Annotated in this window: 16 protein-coding genes and 1 pseudogene; 3 read left to right on the top strand and 14 right to left on the bottom strand. The window is 62.3% G+C overall.

Annotation, left to right across the window (positions count from 1 at the left end):
* Positions 1-34 precede the first annotated feature (34 nt).
* Genes HU773_RS02890 through HU773_RS02915 form a run of 6 tightly spaced genes read right to left on the bottom strand, consistent with a single transcriptional unit; the run spans position 35 to position 4262 of the window.
* Positions 35-1705 carry an acyl-CoA synthetase family protein gene (locus HU773_RS02890; protein ID WP_057958096.1) on the bottom strand — a complete coding sequence of 557 codons (1671 nt, stop codon included), beginning with the start codon at positions 1703-1705 and terminating at the stop codon, positions 35-37.
* Complete coding sequence (locus tag HU773_RS02895; RefSeq protein WP_057958097.1) at positions 1702-2247, bottom strand: COG4648 family protein; 546 nt, start codon at positions 2245-2247, stop codon at positions 1702-1704. Before HU773_RS02895 ends, HU773_RS02890 begins: the two co-directional genes overlap by 4 nt.
* Positions 2244-2498, bottom strand: a complete 255-nt coding sequence (locus HU773_RS02900) for an acyl carrier protein (protein WP_032862153.1) — start codon at positions 2496-2498, stop codon at positions 2244-2246. The genes HU773_RS02895 and HU773_RS02900 overlap by 4 nt, the downstream gene beginning before the upstream one ends.
* A 9-nt stretch (positions 2499-2507) precedes the next feature.
* On the bottom strand, positions 2508-2777 hold the full coding sequence (locus HU773_RS02905) for a phosphopantetheine-binding protein (RefSeq protein ID WP_057958098.1): 270 nt from the start codon (positions 2775-2777) through the stop codon (positions 2508-2510).
* A complete protein-coding gene (locus HU773_RS02910; RefSeq protein WP_057437274.1) occupies positions 2755-3567 on the bottom strand; it encodes a lysophospholipid acyltransferase family protein in 813 nt (270 codons plus the stop codon). Before HU773_RS02910 ends, HU773_RS02905 begins: the two co-directional genes overlap by 23 nt.
* The gene (locus HU773_RS02915; RefSeq protein ID WP_057958099.1) at positions 3543-4262 is read right to left on the bottom strand and encodes a beta-ketoacyl synthase chain length factor; all 720 of its coding nucleotides are present in this window, start codon (positions 4260-4262) and stop codon (positions 3543-3545) included. Before HU773_RS02915 ends, HU773_RS02910 begins: the two co-directional genes overlap by 25 nt.
* 349 nt (positions 4263-4611) lie before the next feature.
* Here HU773_RS02915 and HU773_RS02920 point away from each other — a divergent pair, with 349 nt between their 5' ends.
* On the top strand, positions 4612-5382 hold the full coding sequence (locus tag HU773_RS02920) for a ParA family protein (protein ID WP_057958100.1): 771 nt from the start codon (positions 4612-4614) through the stop codon (positions 5380-5382).
* Positions 5383-5478: 96 nt separating this feature from the next.
* Here HU773_RS02920 and trxC read toward each other — a convergent pair whose 3' ends face one another.
* The 6 genes and pseudogenes from trxC to HU773_RS27710 all read right to left on the bottom strand — a co-directional run.
* Positions 5479-5913 carry a thioredoxin TrxC gene (trxC, locus tag HU773_RS02925; protein ID WP_186625794.1) on the bottom strand — a complete coding sequence of 145 codons (435 nt, stop codon included), beginning with the start codon at positions 5911-5913 and terminating at the stop codon, positions 5479-5481.
* Between the two features lie 276 nt (positions 5914-6189).
* Positions 6190-7653 carry a protein adenylyltransferase SelO gene (gene selO, locus HU773_RS02930; RefSeq protein WP_057958102.1) on the bottom strand — a complete coding sequence of 488 codons (1464 nt, stop codon included), beginning with the start codon at positions 7651-7653 and terminating at the stop codon, positions 6190-6192.
* Between the two features lie 48 nt (positions 7654-7701).
* Complete coding sequence (gene mscK, locus HU773_RS02935) at positions 7702-11040, bottom strand: mechanosensitive channel MscK (protein ID WP_057958103.1); 3339 nt, start codon at positions 11038-11040, stop codon at positions 7702-7704.
* A gap of 70 nt (positions 11041-11110) precedes the next feature.
* Positions 11111-12853: a potassium/proton antiporter gene (locus HU773_RS02940; protein WP_057958104.1), complete on the bottom strand. Its 1743-nt coding sequence runs from the start codon at positions 12851-12853 to the stop codon at positions 11111-11113.
* A gap of 159 nt (positions 12854-13012) precedes the next feature.
* Entirely contained in the window at positions 13013-13885 is an 873-nt protein-coding gene (locus tag HU773_RS27705; RefSeq protein WP_408980322.1) for a methyl-accepting chemotaxis protein, read from the bottom strand.
* Between the two features lie 30 nt (positions 13886-13915).
* Positions 13916-14638, bottom strand: a pseudogene (locus tag HU773_RS27710) (MCP four helix bundle domain-containing protein); the annotation flags it as partial.
* 275 nt (positions 14639-14913) lie between these two features.
* Here HU773_RS27710 and HU773_RS02950 point away from each other — a divergent pair.
* The gene (locus HU773_RS02950) at positions 14914-15144 is read left to right on the top strand and encodes a hypothetical protein (RefSeq protein WP_029299225.1); all 231 of its coding nucleotides are present in this window, start codon (positions 14914-14916) and stop codon (positions 15142-15144) included.
* Positions 15141-15434: a cell division protein ZapA gene (locus tag HU773_RS02955; RefSeq protein WP_057437293.1), complete on the top strand. Its 294-nt coding sequence runs from the start codon at positions 15141-15143 to the stop codon at positions 15432-15434. The genes HU773_RS02950 and HU773_RS02955 overlap by 4 nt, the downstream gene beginning before the upstream one ends.
* Here HU773_RS02955 and HU773_RS02960 read toward each other — a convergent pair whose 3' ends face one another.
* Positions 15435-17237, bottom strand: coding sequence for an acyl-CoA dehydrogenase (locus HU773_RS02960; RefSeq protein ID WP_120731348.1), 1803 nt, complete (start codon positions 17235-17237; stop codon positions 15435-15437).
* Positions 17238-17458: 221 nt separating this feature from the next.
* Complete coding sequence (putA, locus tag HU773_RS02965; protein WP_186625795.1) at positions 17459-21412, bottom strand: trifunctional transcriptional regulator/proline dehydrogenase/L-glutamate gamma-semialdehyde dehydrogenase; 3954 nt, start codon at positions 21410-21412, stop codon at positions 17459-17461.
* Positions 21413-21561 lie beyond the last annotated feature (149 nt).

Below are 21561 nucleotides of genomic sequence, written 5' to 3' on the forward strand. Positions count from 1 at the left end.
TTGCCCGCGATTGAGCGCGCAGCGCTCACCCAACCTATGCATGAGAATTCTCCAGCAAAACCCGCCCGCTGGAACACGCCGCACTGTCATTGCGATAAGCGAAATACAACTTGCCCCGCTCGCGATCAAAACGCAGGTGCAACTCGACCACATCGCCCGGGCGCACCAGTTGCTGGAATTTGAGCACTTCCATGCCGGCAAAGGTCGGCGGGAGATCGAGCAGTTGCTGGCCCAGATTGAACGCCCATTCCACCTGCACAACCCCCGGCAGCACCGGGGTGTGGGGGAAGTGGCCGCTGAAGTAGGCCAGGTCCGGCGGAATGCTCAGTTGCAGGGTCCATTCGCCGTCGCTTTCGACCTGCGCCAGGACGTCCGGCGCCTTGGGGCGCGGCGCCTGCAGCAGGGCTTCGATTTGCGCCTGGGGCAGCTTGCCCTGGGGGTTGAGCGGCAACTGCCGCAACAGGCGCCAGCGGCGGGGCAGGGCCAGGGCTTCGCAATGCTGGCTCAGGTGTTGGCGCAGGGTTTGGGTGACGGTCCGTCGGCCTTGGTTGCGCAAGGCGTGCAGGCCGTCGCCGCTGAGCACCACCAGGGCGCCGAGGGACGCGCGGTTTTCCTGGACCACGCCCAGGCGCGCTTCGGCGACCCAGGCGTGATCCGCCAGGGCTTGTTCGAGCATCGGCAGGGAGATGCGTTTTTCTTCCAGCTTGACGATCCGATCCAGGCGCCCGAGCAGTTCGAAGCGCCCGTCGGCGTGGATCTGGGCGGCATCGGCAGTCTGCTCGACATGCCCCGCTGGCAGGTACGGCGAGGCAATGCGCAAGGTGCCGTCGGCATCCTGGCTCAGTTGCACATCGGCAAACGGCTGCCACGGCGCGTGGCCCTGGCGCCAGGCAATGCCGCCGGTTTCCGAGCTGCCGAGGATCTCCGTCGGCCACTGCTGCAGGCGTTGATGCAGACTGTCGGCCGCGTCGGCGGGCAGTGCGCCACCGGAGGAGAACACGCGCTTGACCGTGCTCAAGGCGGCCCAGTCAAGATTGTCGCCCATGCGCTTGAGCAGGGCCGGGCTGGCCACCCAGGCAAAGTGCGGGTGCTGGCGGCTGACGCGCTGCAAGTCTTCGGGGAACGGCAGTTGCTCACGCACAAACGTGCGCCCAGCGCACAGCGGCCACAGCACGCGGAACAGCAGGCCGTAGATATGCTGGGTGGCGACGCTGCCGATGATGCAGGCCTGGCCCAGGTCGGCGCCCCACAAGGCTTCCAGGGCCTGGACCTCATTGGCCAGTTGGCGCAGGGTTTTGTCGATGCGCTTGGGCTCGCCGCTGGAGCCGGAGGTGCACAGGCTCAACTGGCAGGTATCCAGGTCAAGGGCGGCGGCGGCAACTGCGGGCTGGTAGAGCGCGTCAAGGTCGCCCGCTTCGGTCAGCCAGGCGTCAACATCAGCGGCCCAGCGTTGGCGGGTCTGGGGTTGCAGGTCGGCGGGCAGCAACACGCTGACCCCGGCCTGCCAGGCGCCCAGCAAGGCGATCGCCAGCTCGCCGGCGTCGTTCAGGTGCACCGCCAGGCGCTGGATGCCACGGGCTTGCAGGCCGGACGCGAGGCTCAGGGCCCGCTCGCACAGTTGCGCGTGATTCATCGACGGTTCGGTCGTGACCAAACGCAGTTCTACAGGCTCAAGCAACAGATGCTCAAGATTGACCCAATTCATACGCGGCCTCGAACCCTTTGTCGTATCAGCCATTCCACGGCAAACAACAGCCCCATCAAGCCATAGGCGATCAGACCGTTGTACAACGTCCACCAGCTCAGCGGTGCCCACAGGGTGAGCGCGGCGGCGAGCAGGCCGTTACACAAGAAAAACACACTCCATGCCACGGTGACCTGGCGTGTGTACGCAATGGCCTTTTCGGGCAATTGCGGATCGCTCAGGCGCGCCAGGCGCTCGACCATCGGCGGGCCGTATTTCAGGCTCAGGCCGAACAGCGCCAGCATGAACACGCTGACCAGGCTCGGGTACCAGCGCAGCAGTTGCGGGTTGTCGAACCAGGCCAGCAGCAGGCAAAACACAATTGCAGCCGCCGCCATCCAGCCACTGCCAGGGCGTCGCGGGCCGGTCAGCGCGCGCAGCAACCACAGGCTGGCCAGCAGCAGGCCGAATTGCCACGGAGCGAAATGCTCCGTGCCGTAATACACCGCAAAAGGGTACAGCAGCCCTACCAGCAACAGGCCAAGGCCGATCAGCCGGCTCATGCGGCCGGTTGGACCAGGCGGTAGACCGCCTCGACCACGTCATTGACCGTACGCACGGCCTTGAACTCTTCGGCGGCGATTTTCTTGCCGGTCTGGCGCTTGATATGGTCGATCAGGTCCACGGCATCGATGCTGTCGATTTCCAGGTCCTGGTACAGGTTGGCGTCGAGAGTGACCCGTGCCGGGTCCAGTTCAAACAGTTCCACCAGGGCGTCGCGCAGGGTGTTGAAGATATCGTCACGAGTTTGCATGGTTGGGTCTCAAGCTGCCTGTCTGGCCGTGACGAACGCCGCGAGGCTGGCCACGTTGATAAAGTGATTGCGGGTGTCCTTGGCGTCGGCGTCGATCTTGATGCCGTACTTTTTCTGGATCGCCAGGCCCAGTTCCAGGGCGTCTACCGAATCCAGGCCCAGGCCTTCGCCGAACAGGGGTTGCTCGCTGCCAATGTCGCAGGCGTCGATATCTTCCAGGCCCAGGGCCTCGATGATCAGGGTTTTGATTTCGTGCTCAAGGCTGTTTGGGTTGCTCATCTTCGGCGAGCTCCTTAATGAAATAGTGATGCAGGTAATCGTTGAGCTTGCGTGAGGCCTGAGGCGCTGGCCCTTGTGAGGCAAACACCTGTGGGTCTATATCGGCACCCACCTGCAAACTGAAGTGAAAGCGGCGGTGGGGGATGCGATACCAGGGCTCGGCCTTGGTCAGCGTGGTCGGGCTGACCTTGAGCACCACGGGGGTGATGATTGTCGCACCGCGCAGGGCGATGGCGGCGGCCCCGCGATGAAAGGCCGGGGCTTTGCCCGGTACGGTGCGGGTGCCTTCGGGAAAGATAATCAGGGTCTGGCCGCCCCTCAGGGCGCCTGCGGCGGCATCGAGCATGTCGATGCTGCCGTCATTGCTGATATAGCCGGCATCGCTCACCGGGCCACGGGTGAAAGGGTTATGCCACAGGCTTTGCTTGACCACGCAATTGGCATCGCGCACCAGGCCGATCAGCACGACGACGTCGATCAGCGACGGGTGGTTGGCGATGATCATCTGCCCGGGGCGCCCGAGTTTTTCGGCACCCTCGACGCTGTAGGTGAGAATGCCGGCGCGGTACATCATGTTGATAAAGAACCAGAACAGGCGGCCGATGGTCAGGCGCGCACGTCGCTGATGCTGCTGCGCATCCCCCGGCAGGCAACTGAGCAGGGGAAACACCAGCAGGCGCAGGCACAGGCCGCCCAGGCCGAACAGCACGAAGCTGGCGGCCGTGGCGAACAGGCGCCAGTAATAGGCGTCCCGGGGCTTGTCGGTCAGGGTTTGCGTTGCCAGTTCCATACTCGGTTCTTCCAGGCATGTTGGCAGGCCCCCTGCTCGGTAAGCAGGGCGCACAGCAGGTTCAGGGCATGGGGCCACTGGGTCTTGGCAGGTTGGACAGTCGCGGTGTGCAGCGCCAGTTGCCATTCGTCGCCTGGGGTCAGCAGCAGGCCCAGGGCGTAGGGGAACGGCACGTCGTCGATCCAGCGTGCGTAGGCTGGAGGTGGCTGCTCTTCGGTAATCACCAGCAATACCGCCGGCGCGCCCTCGTTGAGCAGGGCGGCGGCCTCGAGCATGCCGTGCTCCAGGCCGTCGCCCGCGGCTGCCAGGGCAGTCATTTCGCTGGTTTCATTGCGCAGGATCGACCACAGGCCAATTACCGCGTTGTGCACCGACAGGCTGAACTGGGTGGGCGACAGGGGCTGGTCATTGGCCAGGTCGCTGAGAATATCCAGGGTGCGTGGGGTTTCGCCGTGACGTGAAACAAACACCAGCGGCAGATCCTGCAAACCTTCGGCCAATGGCCAGCCGACGCTGAAGGCCATCCGCGCCAGGCGGCTCAGGCGCCGGCGCTGCATGGCCGGCAGGAACGACACATCGGGCGCGGCATCGCTTTGGGCGAGCAACACCTTGGCATGGCACCAGTCGCGCCAGGCATCCTCGCTGTCGAGCCCAGGGGCCCAGGCACGCCATTGGGCGATGTTGAAGTTGATCACTGAGAAGATTTCCCGCCCCTGCGGGCTTCCTTGTGCTGCAAATTGCCCCGCCGCGACGGGACATGGCGCGATGGCCGAGTGGCGCGCATTATCCCGGTGCTGTGGGGTTCTAGCAAACTTTGGTAAAGAATTGTTCACGAGATATTACAAAGTCGGCGAAAAAGGATCAGTGATTGTCCGCCAATGGCTACGGGTGTCTGGTGTCAGGTAACTCTGTATTGGTTGGCGTGTTACGAGATAGTTATGCGGGATCCATCCCCAGATGCTGTAGTACAAGCTTGATCAAGGTAGCGAGCGGGCGCTTTTGCCCTCTACACTCGGGCATTCATTGATACACGGAGGTTTTTCCATGCGGCGCGTGGTGTTCAATCAAAAAGGCGGCGTTGGCAAATCCAGCATCGCCTGCAACCTGGCGGCGGTCAGTGCCAGTGAAGGCTATCGAACCCTGTTGGTGGACCTCGATGCCCAGGCCAACTCGACCCAGTACCTGACGGGGCTGACGGGCGACGATATTCCCATGGGTATTGCCGACTTCTTCAAGCAGACCCTGTCTTCCGGGCCGTTTTCGAAGAAAAACCAGGTGGATATCTACGAAACCCCCTTCGACAACCTGCATGTCATCACTGCCACCGCAGAGCTGGCGGACCTGCAGCCCAAGCTCGAGGCCAAGCACAAGATCAACAAGTTGCGAAAGCTGTTGGATGAATTGTCCGAGGATTACGACCGGATTTACCTGGATACGCCGCCGGCCCTGAACTTCTATGCGGTTTCGGCGCTGATCGCCGCTGATCGTGTGTTGATCCCTTTCGACTGCGACAGCTTCTCACGGCAGGCGCTGTATGGCCTGCTGGCGGAAATCGAAGAACTCAAGGAGGACCACAACGAAGGCCTCGAAGTGGAAGGCATCGTGGTCAACCAGTTCCAGGCCCGCGCGAGCCTGCCGCAGAAGATGCTGGACGAGTTGATTGCCGAAGGCCTGCCGGTGCTGCCGGTGTACCTGGCCAGCTCGGTGCGCATGCGCGAGTCCCATCAGGAAAGCAAACCGCTGATCCACCTGGACCCGCGCCACAAACTGACCCTGCAGTTTGTGGAGCTGCATAACTTGCTGGAAAACGCCTGATCTGAAGAGTGAACACGCTCAATGTGGGAGCTGGCTAGCCTGCGATCAGGGGGTGCCAGCTTGCAGAGGCATCAACTGACCCACTGTCATCTGGGGTTATACCCCTCGGCTACGCAACCAGCTCATCAGTTGCGGTAACGGAAACGCCCCGCTCTGGCGCGCCATTTCCCGGCCGTTCTTGAACAGGATCAGGCTGGGAATCGAGCGAATCCCCAATTGTGCCGAAAGCTGCTGGTTGGCCTCGCTATCGAGCTTGGCCAGCCGGCACTTGCCGGCCAACTGCCCGGCGGCCTGTTCAAACACCGGCGCAAACGCCTTGCACGGCCCGCACCACGCGGCCCACACGTCCACCAGTAGCGGTAAATCGCCCTTGATCTGGCTGGAATAATCGCCCTGGTTCAATTCAAACGGTTTGCTCAGCAACACCGGCTGCTTGCAACGCCCGCACTTCGGGGTATCGCCCAGGCGTTCGTGGGGGATGCGGTTGAGGCCGTTGCAGTGTGGGCAGGGGATTACAAGAGAGTCGGACATGGTGGGGTTCCGTTGACGTTGCCAATGAACACTATTTGGAGCCAGGGCCAAGATTATCAAGGTTAGGCGGTAGCGACGCATGCGCTCACATGTTTGCCTGTGCACATGCTTGACGGTGTCTCCAGGCGGCCTACGCAGGTATGAGATACCGCCACTGGTCTGCTGAACGCTTATCGCATACTGCGATAACTTGATCCCGGGACTAACGCTCATAGCAAGATGCGATAACGGCAAGTGGAAGGAATGACCGGAAATGAGCGTATTCATTGAGCAGGGTTAGGACGAGCAACTGATCTCCAAATGCTTGCCCCAATCGGGCGGCCGCTGCGCGTACTGTTCCATCCCCGGCTGTTCTTCAAATGGCGTGCTCAACACCTCATGCAGTCTTCGCACTTCACTGTAGTCGCCTGACTCGGCGGCGGTGATGGCGTTTTGTGCCAGGTAGTTGCGCAGGATATACAGCGGGTTGACCGCGTGCATGCGCTCGCGGCGTTCTGCCTCGCTGCCAGTACCGTCGCGCTCAACCCGGGCCTTGTACTCGTCGGCCCAGGCATCGAAGCCCGCGCGGTCGACAAAGTCATCACGCAGGCGCGCCACGGCCAGTGCGGCGGATTCGTCGCCCAGATGGCGGAAAAACAAGGTGTAGTCCACGCCACTGTTCTGCATCAGTTGCAGCAGGCGCTCCACCAGTTTCTGGTCATCGTCCTCGGCGGTGGTCAGGCCCAGGCGGCGGCGCATCAGGTCCAGGTAATGGGCCTGGTACAGCGGCAGGTACAGGCCCAGGGTCTCGCGCAGGGCTTCAACACTGATGTATGGCGTCAGCGCCTGGGCCAGGGCGCTGAGGTTCCACTGGCCGATGGGCACCTGGTTGCTGAAGGAATAGCGGCCTTCGTGATCGGAGTGGTTGCAGATGAAGTGGGCGTCGAAGTCATCGAGGAAGGCAAACGGCCCGAAGTCGAAGGTAATCCCCAGGATCGACATATTGTCGGTGTTCATCACCCCATGGCAAAACCCGTAGGCCTGCCACTTGGCGATCAGCTCGGCATTGCGCTCGACGATCTCGCGGAACATTGCCAGGTAGGGCTCGGGTTGCTCCTGGCATTGGGCAAAGTGCAGCTTCAGCACATGCTCGGCCAGTTGCTGGTGCAGCTCGGTTTTCTGGGTGTAGTAGAAGTATTCAAAGTGCCCAAAGCGGATATGGCTCGGCGCCAGGCGCAGCACCATGGCCGCGCGTTCCTGCTTCTCGCGCCATACCGGGGTGTCGGAGCCGATCACGCACAGGGCGCGGCTGCTGGGGATGCCCAGGGCGTGCAAGGCTTCGGAGGCGAGAAACTCGCGGATCGACGAACGCAGCACCGCGCGGCCATCGCCCATGCGCGAGTAAGGCGTTTGCCCGGCGCCCTTGAGGTGCAAGTCCCAGTGCTCGCCCGCCGCGTTATACACCTCGCCCAGCAGCAAGCCGCGGCCGTCCCCCAGTTGCGGGTTGTAAGAGCCAAACTGATGCCCGGAATAGACCATCGCCCGCGGTTCGGCCTCGGCCCACAGCGTGTGGCCGCCGAACAGTTCGGCGAACACCGGCGTGTCGGCCACGGCCGGGTCGAGGTCCAGCAGGGCCATGGCGGCGTTGCTCGCCACCACCAGCCGTGGCTCGTCGATGGGCTCGGGCAATACGTGGGTTGAGAAACCATCGCCCAGGCGGGCGAAGCGGTTGTCGAAGGTCAGGTCGTCGAGGGCTTTCACCGGCCATCTCCAGCAGAATGTCCGAGCATTCTGCTGGGGATAGCGCGGTTAGTCGAGTTTGGCCGGCGGTGTGGGTTGTGGCGAGCCGTCATTCGCCGGCTTGCTCACGGGTTCGACTTCCACCAGCTTGTATTCCTGGCCGTGCAGGTTTTTCAGGTAAATCTCCATCTGACGGAACGAAATGTTGATGCTCTGCTTCTTGAACTCACGGTTGATAAAGCGGTTGACCTCATCAATCACCGGGTTGCGGTCGCCCAGATCGCGTACATGCATGCGCAATTCGTGGTCGAGGGTGCTTTCGCCGAAGTTCAGGAAGTACACAAGGGGTTCCGGGTCTTTCAGTACCCGTGGGTTATCCCTGGCGGCCTTGAGCAACAATTCCTTCACCAGGTCCAGATCGGAGCCGTAGTCCACGCCAAGCTTGAGGGTCACCCGGGTGATGGTGTCGGTCAGCGACCAGTTGATCAACTGCCCGGTGATAAAGGTTTTGTTCGGGACAATGATGTCCTTGCGGTCGAAGTCGGTGATGGTGGTGGCGCGGATGCGGATCTTGCTCACCGTCCCCGACAGGTTGCCGATGGTAATGGTGTCGCCGATGCGCACCGGGCGCTCGAACAGGATCATGATGCCGGAGATAAAGTTGGCGAAGATCTCCTGCATGCCGAAACCCAGGCCCACCGACAGCGCGGCCACCAGCCATTGCAACTTGTCCCAGCTGACCCCGAGGGTCGACAGGGTCGACACAAAGCCCACACCGGCAATCACATACGACAGCAAGGTGGTGGTGGCATAGGCACTGCCCTGGGCCAGGTCGAGTTTGGACAGCACCAGCACTTCCAGCAGGCCCGGCAGGTTGCGCGCCAGGGCGAAGGTGATGCCGATGATGATCAGTGCGCCGAGCATGTCGCCGATGCTGATGGGCACCATGCTGATATTGGCGCCGGTGCCGCTGGTGTACTCGTAGAGGGTGATGTTGTCCAGGTAGGAGAACACCGAGATCAGGTCTGACCAGACCCAGTACAGCGCCGCGATAAAGCCGCCGAGCAAGGCCAGGCGAATCAGGCGCATGGACTGCTCGTTGACCTGCTCGATATCCAGGGTCGGTTCCTCAATCACCACTTCGCCGTCGCCGGCTTCCTTGGCCGCCTGGCGCTTGGCCAGTGCCCGGGAGTAGGCCAGGCGCCGTGCGGCCACACCCAGGCCACGGACGAAGGTGGCTTCGATCACCAGCCAGAACATCAGCAGGTACAGGGTGTTGATCAGGCGGTCGCTGAGTTTGAGCGCGGTGTAGTAGTAGCCAAAACACACGGCAATAAACAGCGCGATGGGCAGCGCGGTAAACGCCACGCCGACCACCTTGCGAAACAGCGAGGCCTTTTCATGGGTCGGGCTATTGAGCAACAGGCGACTGAGCAGCCAGGCCATCAGCCCGTAGCAGGTCAGGACCACAGCGATCCCCAGCACATCGTTGGCCAGGGCCGCCGGCTGATGTTCGGCGATGGACACCACGGCCACCAGCGCCAACACCACCAGCCCCAGTTTGCGGATCCAGCCCTGGAGGAATTCGACCTGGGGTTTTTCCCAGCGGAAATGCAGTTCGGCCACACCGCCCGGCGCCAGGATGCGATAGGCGGTGTAGAACACTAACCACGCCTGGGCGATCTGTACCAGGGCCATGCCCAGGTTGGCGTTCTGCCCACGGGCATCGATTTGCAGGGCGTAGCCACACAGCGCCAGGCCGAGGGTCACCGGCAAGGCCAGCAGGATATTCACCAGGATGGCGATCGGGGTGTGCCACTGGCTGTCACGTTTGAAGTGACCGATATCCATATGGATTTTTTTCAGCCGCTCGTACAGGTTGTTACGTCGCCATAGCAGGGCGCCGATCAACAGCAGCAGGGGCAAGAACAGCAGCGGGCGCTGGGTCAGGCCGTCATACAGTTCGCTGAGGCTGGAGGCCCAGGGCAGGGTGTTGACCTGTTTTTCCAGGCGGGTGGGCACGGCTTCCAGCCATTCGACGTCCAGCGGTTTGTTGCTGGGGATCCAGAACATCTGTTCGTCGAGGGTCGCGCGCAGGCTGGCGGCGGTGCTGAGCAGCTGTTTCTGGTTCAGTTGCAGGGTGATGGATTCGTTGAGCAGTGCGCTCAGTTCCCGGCTCAGGCGCTCGAGCAGGTCGCTGCGGGTCACGGCCAGTTCCAGCAGGGTGCGGCGCAATTGCGGGGTGACCTGGTCTTCGGGCTGGTTGGCCAGCAAGTTATCGACGTAGGCACTCGGCGAGTTGATCAGTTCGCGCTGCTGGTTGACCTCGAACTGGTACAGGCGAATGTTGGCGATATCGTCCGCCAGGTCACGGTCGACCTTCAGACGCGGCAAGGCCTGTTTCTGTTGATAGAGAATTTTCGACAGCAGCAGGCTGCCCTTGAGCACGTTGATCTGCTCGTCCAGGGCCGAATCGCTCTGGGTCATGTTGTCCAGCAACTGCTTGGTTTTCAGGTTCTCTTGGGTCAGCTCGTTGAGCCGGTCGGTGCTTCTGAGCAGGTAGTCGGACAGTTTCAGGTTGGCCGCGCTTTCCGTGGTCAGCAGGCTGCTGCCGCCGGCCTTCTGCGCTTCGATGGACTGCTGAGTCACGGTTTCCTGGGACTGGGCCAGGCGTTTCTGGTTGATCAGGGTTTGCAGGTCCTGGATTTCCTGCTCCAGGCGCGCGGTTTTTTCCACTGCCAGGTCATGCTGGCTGTTGCCCAGGTCTTGCAGCTGGCTGTTGCCCGCCAGCTCCTGGCGGCGCAGCGGGATCAAGGCATTGAGCGCCGCCAGTTCGGCATTCAGCAGGTTGCGCTGGTCGCCGTTGAGGGGTTTGCCATTGTCCTTGCCGGCCTTGAGGATGCCATTGATCTGCTGGATGCGCGTCTGGCTCTTGCTGATTTCGGTCTGGGCGCGCTCGGGGCGGGTCTGGGCGGCGATGCTCAGGCTGTTGGCGTCGGCCAACTCCTTTTGCAGGTCGCCCTGCTGGGTGCTGCGCTGCACCAGCAGTTGTTCGAGCTGGGGCACCGGCAGGCTGGCGTAGCGCTGGGCCACAGGCACCACTTTGGTGCTTTTGAGGCGGGCCAGTTCACGGGAGTTTTCCGTGGTCTGGCGGGGCGCGCCTTCGAGCTGACGCTTGAGGTCAGTCAGGCGTTGCTCGTAATCCTGCTTGTTGCCCAGCAGGGTCAGGGTCTGCTGCAACACATTTTGCAGCGCCTTCATGTCGGCGTCGGGCAGTTTGCGGTCAGGCAGCTTGTCCAGGGTCTGTTGCACGCTCTCGATGCTTGGCGGGGCGGCGGCATATACGGGGCTGACGCAGAGGGTCAGACCCAGTAGGGCAGTGGCTAAAAAAGTGCGCAGGAATGTCATAGAGACCGATCGAACAAGATGAAGAATAGGGGGCGTGCTGATGGCCACTGGCGCATCGTCGCCCCGCAGTTTAGAGGAAGAATCCGGGCCCCGGGCGACTTCCTTCGGGGAATCTGACGCCGACTTTGCCGATCTTGTTCCCGTCCATCACGGCAACCGTCCAAATGGTGTTGTTCCACTCCACCTGGTCGCCGACAACCGGGGCGCCACCGACTTTCTGGGTAATAAAGCTGCTCAGTGGCATGTCCGGGTCGATGCCGTCGAGCTTGAGCCCGTACAGCGCCGAAACCGCGCCCAGCTGGGCGTCGCCCTCCAGCACGAAGTCGCCGAAGAAGCGCAGGTCCAGGCCCCGTTGTGGTGCCTGGCTGAACAGCTTGCCGAGGGCGGCGAGGTTGTGTTCATGGCCGATCACGCACAGCAGGTCATCGGCTTCCAGCACCGTACTACCCGACGGATGGAGCAGTTGCTGGCCACGAAACAGCGCGGCGATCCGTGTGCCTTCGGGCATTTTCAGCTCGCGCAGGGCCGCGCCGATGCACCATTTCTCCGCCCCCAGGCGGTAGACGAACAGCTCCCACTCGCTGGTGACGTGCACTTCCAGGGCTGCCCGGGAAATCGGCGCAGGCTCGGGTGGTACCGTCACTTTCAAGAGTTTGGCGACCCACGGCAGGCTGGTGCCTTGCACCAGCAACGACACCAGCACAATAAAGAACGCCAGGTTGAAATACAGCTGGGCGTGGGGCAGGCCGGCCATCAACGGGAACACCGCGAGAATGATCGGCACCGCGCCGCGCAGGCCGACCCAGGCGATAAACACTTTTTCGCGGCCATGGAAGGCCTTGAACGGCAGCAGGCCGACGGCCACCGACAGCGGCCGCGCAAACAGGATCATCCACAGTGCCAGGCCCAGGGCCGGCAGGGCGATGGGCAGCAGGTCATGGGGCGTGACCAGCAGGCCCAGCACCAGGAACATGCCGATCTGCGCCAGCCAGGCCATGCCGTCGAGCATATGCAGGATGCCGTGGCGGCTGCGTACCGGGCGGTTGCCGATCACCAGGCCGCACAGGTACACGGCGAGGAAGCCGCTGCCGTGCAAGGCGTTGGTCAGGGCGAAGACGAACAGGCCGCCGGCGATCACCAGGATCGGATACAGACCGTTGGCCAGGTTGATCCGGTTGACCAGTTGCAGCATCAACCAGCCGCCGCCCAGGCCGATAATGCCGCCGATGCCGAACTCGCGGATCAGGTGGGTCAACAGGCTCCAGTGCAAGCCGGTCTGGCCGCTGGCAAGCATGTCGATCAGGGTCACGGTGAGGAACACCGCCATCGGGTCGTTGCTGCCGGATTCGATTTCCAGGCTGGCACTGACCCGTTCGTTCAGGCCCTTGCCGCCCAGCAGCGAGAACACGGCGGCGGCATCGGTGGAGCCGACGATGGCGCCGATCAGCAGGCCCTGGATGATATTGAGGTCGAACAGCCAGGCCGCCGCCATACCGGTGAGGCCGGTGGTTATCAACACCCCCACGGTCGCCAGCGACAGGGCTGGCCACAGTGCCACGCGAAAACTCGCGACCCGGGTCCGCAAGCCGCCATCGAGCAGGATCACTGCCAATGCCAGGTTGCCCACCAGGTAAGCGGTTGGGTAGTTATCGAAAATGATCCCGCCGCCATCGACGCCGGCCAGCATGCCCACGGCCAGGATGATCACCAGGATCGGGATCCCCAGGCGGGACGAAAGAGAACTCACCAGAATGCTCGCACCTACCAGCAACGCGCCGATCAAGAACAGGCTGTTGATGGTCGTCGCATTCAAAGGCAGTACTCCGAAAATAAGGCGGGCGCAGACTGACCATGCAGTCTGCGTGCCAGCGATTCTAACCTGTTGAATTGCTGCGCTGTCAAAAAGCTTTTCAGGTTTACGCAGAACCAATGTGGGAGCAGGCAAGCCCCCACATTTATGATGCAGTGTCTGTTAGAGACGGAATCTGCCTACCATCCCATTCAAATCCACCGCCAGGCGCGACAACTCACTGCTCGCCGCACTGGTCTGGCTGGCGCCCGTGGCCGACTGCACCGACAAGTCGCGGATGTTCACCAGGTTGCGGTCCACTTCCCGCGCGACCTGCGCCTGCTCTTCTGCGGCGCTGGCGATCACCAGGTTGCGCTCGTTGATCTCGATAATTGCGCTATTGATGGTATCCAGGGACATCCCCGCGCCTTTGGCGATATTGAGCGTCGATTCGGCGCGCTCGGTGCTGTTGCGCATCGAATCCACTGCCTGTTCGGTGCCGGCCTGGATACTGCCGATCATCCGCTCGATTTCACTGGTCGATTGCTGGGTACGATGGGCCAGGGCCCGTACTTCATCGGCAACCACGGCAAACCCGCGCCCGGCTTCCCCGGCGCGCGCGGCTTCGATGGCGGCGTTCAGGGCCAGCAGGTTGGTCTGGTCGGCCAGGCCGCGAATCACATCCAATACCTTGCCGATATCCCGCGACTCTTCGGCCAGGGCGCCGATCAGCGTGGCGGTGCCCTGCACATCGCCGCTCATGCGCTCAATCGCGCTGACGGTTTCCTGCACCAGGTCGCGGCCATCGCCGGCCGAGGCGGTGGCGTTTTTCGAGGCTTCGGAAGTGCTGACGGCATTGCGCGCCACTTCTTCGACGGCGCTGGTCATCTCGTTGACGGCGGTGGCCGCCTGCTCGATCTCGTTGTTCTGTTGGGTCAGGCCACGGGCGCTTTCATCGGTGACGGCGTTCAGTTCTTCGGCAGCCGAGGCCAGTTGGGTGGCCGAGCCGGAAATGCGCTGCAGGGTGTCGCGCAATTTCTCCTGCATTTTATTCATCGCGCGCAACAGGCGGCCGGCTTCGTCATCGCCATCGACCTTGATCGGCTGGGTCAGGTTGCCCTCGGCAATCTTCTCGGCCGCGTCCAGGGCCTGGGCGATGGGCAGGGTGATGCTGCGGGTCAGCAGCCAGGCAAATAGCATGGTCAGCGCCGTGGCCAGCACCAGCAGGGCGACCACCAGCTCGAAGGCCGAATCATATTGCTCGGCGGCTTTCTGGTTGCTGTCGTTGGCCATCGAATTGTTGATGTCCAGCAGACGCGTCAGGACCGCGTTGACTGCCTCGGAGTTGCTCAGCAGTTCGGTGTTGAGCAAGGTGCGCAGCTCTTCGATCTGATTGTTGCGCGACAGGCTCTTCATCCGCTCTTCGATCTGCCGGTACTGGCCCAGCAGGCGCACATAATCGTCGTAGGCCGAGCGTTCCTCGCGGCTGTCGATCAGCTTTTCATACACGCTCTGGGCTGTCCGAATCTGCTGGTTACGCAGTTCAAAGGCTTCCAGGGTCTTTTGTTGCACCTCCGGCTCGCGGTTGGTCAGTAGGCGGTAGGACAACACACGCAGGCGCAGGGTCAGTTGGGTGAAGTCGTCGAGGGCGCGAATGCTCGGCACGCTGCTCAGGGTGATGTCTTCGGTGGCACCCCGGATCTTGCCCATCTGATTCAGCGCAAAAACACCGAGAAACAACATCAGCGCACCAATGCACGCGAAGCCGAGAAACGCGCGCGGCGCGATATTCATATTACGAAGAGACATGCAGTGGTCCTGGGAGAGGCGCGATCCGTGCGGCTTTGAGGCGGGGTAAGCATGACCTATCGGACGTACGACTAAAGTCTTGAGGGGGTGCGCGTTTTTGTCGCATCCTGCGCGGATTGGAATGGATTCAGGAACCAGATGGCGTAAATGCAGTCACTAAGGCTCCACAGCGTGGCCTGACCCGTGAAATCGGGGCTGCGCGCCAGGATAACCCTGGCTTCCACGGTGAATTTTCTTTATCGTCACCGCCCTTTGAAAAAGCCCGAGAATTCAAAATGTTAGAAACATCCCTCAGCCAACTGGAACAACTGGTCAGTGACCTGGTGCAGCAGAATCAAGCTCTGCTGGGCACCAACGAATCCCTCAAGGCCGAGCTGGCCCGCGCCAAGGATGAGAACGACAGCTTGCAACTGAACCTGATGGAGCAGGAAGAAAAGCAGGGCGCCACCGCAGCCCGTATCCAGGCGTTGGTTGAGCGTGTGAGCGCAGGTCCTGTCAGCGCATGAGTGAAGGGATAAAGGTCGTTTCGATTCTCGGTGAGGATTACTCGATCAAGGCCCCGGATGGGGAAGACAGCACCCTGCTCAAGGCCGTGACCCTGCTCAAGGCGTCCCTGGCAACCACCAAGCAGAAGTACCCGACCCTGATCGGCGACAAGCTGCTGGTGCTGGCGGCGCTGAATCTATGTGCCGAACAGATCGACATGCAGCAGCGTCACCAGCAGGAACTCGACCGTTACCAAGAGCAAGTCAGCGCCACGGTCGACGTGATTGCCAAGGCCATCGGCCAGCCCTGATCAGAACCATTCATCCTGCATGGCCAGGCACGTATCGTCCCGCGCCTGCAGGATCGACAGTTCATGATGGCAGCCCGGTACTTCCCACGTCAGGAAGTACCGGGCCGCTTGCAGCTTGCCTTTATAGAAAGTCACATCCGTCGCATTCCCCCTGGCCAGCCCTTCTTCGGCGCGGATCGCCTGTTCCAGCCAGCGCCAGCCAATCACCGTATGCCCAAACACTTTCAGGTACAGCGCCGAGTTCGCCAGGCTGCTGTTGACCTTGCCTTGGGCGAGATCCGTCAACAGCCCCAGGGTCACGCTTTGCAGGCGCGCCACCAACTGCTCCAGTGGTTCGCGCATGGCCGTGAGTGACGGGTATTGCTGGGCCCGTGCGCCGGTCTCGGCGATCAGGCGAATCAACTGCTTCAGGCCCGAACCGCCATTTTGCGCAAGCTTGCGTCCCAGCAGGTCCAGGGACTGGATGCCATGGGTGCCTTCGTGGATCGGGTTCAGGCGGTTGTCGCGGTAGTACTGCTCCACCGGGTATTCGCGGGTGTAGCCGTGGCCGCCGAGAATCTGGATCGCCAGCTCGTTGGCCTTCAGGCAGAACTCCGAGGGCCAGGATTTGACGATCGGGGTCAGCAGGTCCAGCAACTCATGGGCCTGCCTGCGCCCGGTTTCGCTGTCCAGGGTGGTGGTGTCATCGAACAGGCGCGCGGCATATAGGCCCAGGTCGAAGGCGCCTTCTACATAGGCTTTTTGCGTAAGCAACATGCGCTTGATATCAGCGTGCTGGATGATCGACACCGGCGCGGTGTTCGGATCTTTGCTGTCGGGCAGGCGGCCTTGCGGGCGTTCCCGGGCGTATTCCAGGGAGTACAGGTAACCGGCATAACCGAGCATCACCGCACCCATGCCGACCCCAATCCGCGCCTCGTTCATCATCTGGAACATACAGGCCAGACCCTGGTGCGGCTTGCCCACCAGATAGCCGACACACTCGCCGTTATCGCCGAAGTTCAGCGCGGTGGAGGTGGTGCCGCGCCAGCCCATCTTGTGGAACAGCCCGGCCAGCAGCACATCATTGCGCGGGCCCAGGCTGCCGTCGTCGTTGACCAGGAACTTGGGCACGATAAACAGCGAAATGCCCTTCACCCCGGCGGGCGCGTCCGGCAGTTTGGCCAAGACCATGTGCACGATGTTTTCCGACAGCGGGTGATCGCCACCGGAGATAAAGATCTTGTTGCCCTTGAGGCGGTAGGTGCCATCCGCCGCCGGCTCGGCGCGGGTGCGGATATCCGACAGCGACGAGCCGGCATGGGGTTCGGTCAAGGCCATGGTGCCGAAGAAGCGGCCCTCGATCATCGGTTGCAGAAAGCGTTGCTTCTGCTCCTCGGTGCCAAAACTCTCGATCAGGTTGGCCGCGCCCATGGTCAGGAACGGGTACGAGGTGGAAGCCGCATTGGCTGACTGAAAGTGCGCAAAACAGGCCTGGGACAGCAGCGTCGGCAGTTGCATGCCACCGGCTTCAAAACTGCGCGCCGCATTGAGAAAGCCGGCTTCGAGGAAGGCATCCACGGCAGGTTTCACTTCCGGGATCAGGATCGCCTGGCCATCTTCGTAGCGCGGTTCGTTCTCGTCGCCCTTGCGGTTGTGGGGGGCGAAGTACTTTTCGGCGATGTGGCGGGCGGTGCCGATGGCGGCATCGAAGGTTTCGCGAGTGTGTTCGGCAAACCGCTCGCGCTGGGTCAGGCCCTCGGCATCGAGGACTTCATACAGCTCGAAAGCCAGATTGCGGGAACTGAGGAGCGTCTCGGACATGGCGGCTTACCTATTTGGGAATAGGCCGCAGTCTAAGTGCGCGAATAGAGGCGCGATAGCAAGATTGATCTGGGTGATGGAGCAGCAAAACAAAGGCAGGATGAATGTACAAGATCGTTCCCACGCTCTGCGTGGGAACGCCTCTTGCGACGCTCTGCGTCGCGGACGCGGAGTGTCCTGGGCTGCACTCCCACGCAGAGCGTGGGAGTGCTCGGTGGTGACTAGCCGATAGTCATCAGGCTCGCGTTACCACCCGCCGCAGCGGTGTTGACGCTCAACGCACGCTCGATCACCAGGCGCTCCAACGCAATGTTGGTTTCGCCCGAGGACAGGCCATTGACCCCGACAATCGCGCCGCTGCGTTGCGCCACTTGCTGGCAAACCCCACGCAGTTGGTCGGAATCGCCGTGGTGCAGGACGGCGTCGAAGATCACTTCGTCCTTGGTCCAATCGGCTACACGCTGGATCTTCGCCTGAACTTCCTTCGGCAGCCGTGGGAACAGTGCCTTGGTCAGGTCAGATTCCGGCCACACTGCCGAGCTACCCACAGCCAGTACGGCCGCCAGTTGCGCCAGCAGATCGCCTTCTACGTCCGCCAGGCACAGCACGTGCTCGCGGGGTAGGATGGCGTAGCTGTTGCGCTCGCCGGTCGGGCCGGCCAGCAGGCGGGTGATACCGCTTTGCGATTGCGCGGCGAACTGGCTGCACAGGGCGCTCAGTTCGCTGAACTTGTTGCCGTCGGCCCAGGTTTTCAGGGCACTCAGCGGTTGGCTCATGGCGTCACGCAGGCGCACATCCGGTGCGGCCAGTGCATCGCCCCGTACGAAGGATTGCTCGATCGCATCGGTAGGGCGGGTCGACAGCAGGCGGTACAGGTACAGCGGACCACCGGCTTTCGGGCCGGTACCCGACAGGCCTTCGCCACCGAATGGCTGCACGCCGACGACGGCACCGACGATGTTGCGGTTAACGTAGACGTTACCGGCATGGACGTTGTCGATCACCTTGGCGATGGTCTCGTCGATACGGGTGTGCACGCCCAGGGTCAGACCGTAGCCAGAAGCATTGATCTGACCGATCAACTGGTCGATTTCCTTACGCTTGTAGCGCACCACGTGCAGGACCGGGCCGAAGATCTCCCGTTGCAGCTCGTCGAAGCTTTCCAGCTCGATCAGGGTTGGCATCACGAAGGTGCCGCGCTTGATTTCTTCACTGTCGGCAATTGCCACCTGGTACACGGTACGGCCTTTGTCGCGCATGGCCTGGATGTGCTTCTCGATGCCCGCCTTGGCTTCGGCGTCGATTACCGGGCCGATATCCACAGACAGGCGCTCCGGGTTGCCGAGACGGCATTCGGCCATGGCACCCTTGAGCATTTCGATAACGCGGTCTGCCGAATCTTCCTGCAGGCACAGTACACGCAGGGCCGAGCAACGCTGGCCGGCACTGTCGAAGGCCGAGGAGACGACGTCGATCACCACCTGTTCGGTCAGAGCCGAGGAGTCGACGATCATCGCGTTCTGGCCACCGGTTTCGGCGATCAGCGGGATTGGGCGGCCCTGGGCATCCAGGCGTCCGGCGACATTGCGTTGCAGCAGGCGCGCCACTTCGGTGGAGCCGGTGAACATCACGCCTTTGACGCGATCATCACCCACCAGGCGGGCACCAACGCTTTCGCCCTGGCCCGGCAGCAGTTGCAGCACGCCTTCCGGAATGCCGGCTTCGAGCAGCAGGCGCACGGCTTGCGCGGCGACCAGCGGGGTCTGTTCGGCCGGCTTGGCCAATACCGGGTTACCGGCGGCCAGTGCGGCGGCGACTTGGCCACTGAAGATCGCCAGCGGGAAGTTCCACGGGCTGATGCACACCACCGGGCCCAGTGGGCGGTGGGCGTCGTTGGTGAAATCGTTACGCGCCTGCACGGCGTAGTAACGCAGGAAGTCCACGGCTTCACGCACTTCGGCGATGGCGTTGGCGAAGGTCTTGCCGGCTTCACGGGCCAGCAGGCCCATCAGTGGCTGGATCTCGCCTTCCATCAAGTCGGCGGCACGTTCGAGGATCGCGGCGCGTTCGGCCGGCGGGGTGGCCTGCCAGATCGGTGCGGCATTCAGGGCGCACTGGATAGCGTTGTCGACGTCTTCGACCGTGGCTTCCTGGACGTGGCCAACCACATCACGCAGGTCGGACGGATTCAGCACCGGCGCAGCGGCTTCATTGCTGGACGCGCAACCGAGCATCGGCGCGGCCTTCCAGTTGTTGTGCGCGGTGGCCAGCAAGGCGCAGGACAGCGACGCCAGGCGGTGTTCGTTGGCCAGGTCGATACCGGCCGAGTTGGCGCGCTCGCTGCCATACAGGTCGCGTGGCAGTGGAATACGCGGGTGCGGCAGGCCGAAGCCGCCTTCCAGCGTCGCCATCTGCTCGATGCTGGCCACTGGATCGGCCACCAGCTCCTGGATCGAGATGGATTGGTCGGCGATACGGTTGACGAACGAGGTGTTGGCGCCGTTTTCCAGCAGGCGACGCACCAGGTAGGCCAGCAGGGTTTCGTGGGTGCCGACCGGCGCGTACACGCGGCATGGACGGTTCAGCTTGCCTTCGGAAACCTTGCCTACGACTTGTTCGTACAGCGGTTCACCCATGCCGTGCAGGCACTGGAACTCGTACTGGCCGGGGTAATAGTTCTGGCCGGCGATGTGGTAGATGGCCGACAGGGTGTGGGCGTTGTGCGTGGCGAACTGCGGGTAGATGACTTCCGGTACCGACAGCAGCTTGCGTGCGCAGGCGATGTAGGAAACGTCGGTGTACACCTTGCGGGTGTAGACCGGGTAGCCTTCCAGGCCTTCGACCTGGGCGCGCTTGATTTCGCTGTCCCAGTACGCGCCTTTTACCAGGCGGATCATCAGGCGGTGACGGCTGCGGCGTGCCAGGTCGATCACGTAGTCGATCACGTACGGGCAGCGCTTCTGGTAAGCCTGGATCACGAAACCGATACCGTTCCAGCCGGTCAGTTGCGGCTCGAAGCACAGGCGCTCGAGCAGGTCCAGGGACAGCTCCAGGCGGTCGGCTTCTTCGGCGTCGATGTTCAGGCCGATGTCGTATTGCTTGGCCAGCAGCGTCAGGGACAGCAGGCGCGGGTACAGCTCGTCCATCACGCGCTCGTACTGGGCGCGGCTGTAGCGCGGGTGCAGGGCCGACAGCTTGATGGAGATGCCCGGGCCTTCATAAATCCCACGGCCGTGAGAGGCTTTGCCGATGGAGTGAATGGCTTGTTCGTACGAGGCCAGGTACTTCTGTGCGTCGTGTTCGGTCAGTGCAGCTTCACCGAGCATGTCGTAGGAGTAGCGGAAGCCCTTGGCTTCGAACTTGCTCGCATTGGCCAGGGCTTCGGCGATGGTTTCGCCGGTGACGAACTGCTCGCCCATCAGGCGCATGGCCATGTCGACGCCCTTGCGGATCATCGGCTCGCCGCTCTTGCCGATAATGCGGCTCAGGGAGGAGGTCAGGCCGGCCTCATTGTGGGTGGCGACCAGTTTGCCGGTCAGCAGCAGGCCCCAGGTGGCGGCGTTGACGAACAACGATGGGCTGTTGCCCAGGTGCGGGTGCCAGTTGCCGGTGCTGATCTTGTCGCGGATCAGCGCGTCACGGGTGCCCTTGTCGGGGATCCGCAGCAGCGCTTCGGCCAGGCACATCAGGGCCACGCCTTCCTGGGACGACAGGGAAAATTCCTGCAGCAGGCCCTGGACGATACCGGCACGGCCGCCGGCGCTCTTCTGGTTACGCAGTTTTTCGGCAATCGAGGCCGCCAGCTTGTTGGTGGCTTCGGCCATCTGGGCCGGCAGGCGAGCCTGCTCGATCAGCATCGGCACCACTTCCGGCTCGGGGCGGCGGTAAGCGGCGGTGATCGAGGCGCGCAGCACCGATTGCGGCAGGATGCTTTCGGCAAACTCGAGGAAGCACTGGTGAGCGTGGTCGTTCTGCACCTCGCCCGCGTCGTCTGCGTCCTTGACGCCCGAACCATTGAGCTCGGTCAGGGTTGCACCACCCTCGAGTTTCTCCAGGTAATTGAAAATTGCCTGCTTGATCAGCCAGTGCGGCGTGCGATCAATGGAGGTCGCGGCGGCCTTGAGGCGTTCGCGGGTTGGGTCATCGAGTTTGACCCCAAGGGTGGTCGTAGCCATATTTTTATCCTCATGGGTGCCACTACTGTGTGGCATCAGCTGGCGGCAAGATTAGCTTTGCGCCGTACGAGGTGCAACCGGGTGCAACCCATTTTCTTCATGAAATTCACGCTGCTCGTCAGAAATCATTTTCACTCGACCAAATCGGC

The organism is Pseudomonas shahriarae, assembly GCF_014268455.2.
GTDB lineage: Bacteria > Pseudomonadota > Gammaproteobacteria > Pseudomonadales > Pseudomonadaceae > Aquipseudomonas > Aquipseudomonas shahriarae.